1 protein-coding gene is annotated in these 311 nt (G+C 45.0%); it reads right to left on the reverse strand.

The features are described 5' to 3' along the window. The coding region (locus tag B7723_RS00010; protein WP_142358065.1) for an isopeptide-forming domain-containing fimbrial protein at nt 1–311 on the reverse strand (311 nt) is incomplete at both ends.

Consider the following 311-nt stretch of genomic DNA (forward strand, 5'->3'; position numbering starts at 1 on the left):
TTCGTAAAGCCTGGTTTGTTTGGTAGATCTGCCTTGTAAGCTGCCTTGTTAGGAACTTTCACAGTCTTATCTTCTGATAGGTAAGCAGACAAGTTCGCGCCGGCTTTGATCTTCGCGTCGAATGTTAATTCAACTGCTTGACCGCCATTGGCTTTCACTTGGTCTTCTGTAAGCGTCAAGGTAATCGTTTGACCTTCTACCTTGATTTGGCTTGCTTCAAGAGCTTGACCATTCAATTTAGCACTTGAAGTTCCTGCGAATTCAAGAACGTCCACTAGGGTATCTGTGACTGAGAAGGCTGTCGCATCTTG

Source organism: Streptococcus oralis subsp. oralis (assembly GCF_002096435.1).
Classification (GTDB): Bacteria; Bacillota; Bacilli; order Lactobacillales; family Streptococcaceae; genus Streptococcus; species Streptococcus oralis_AA.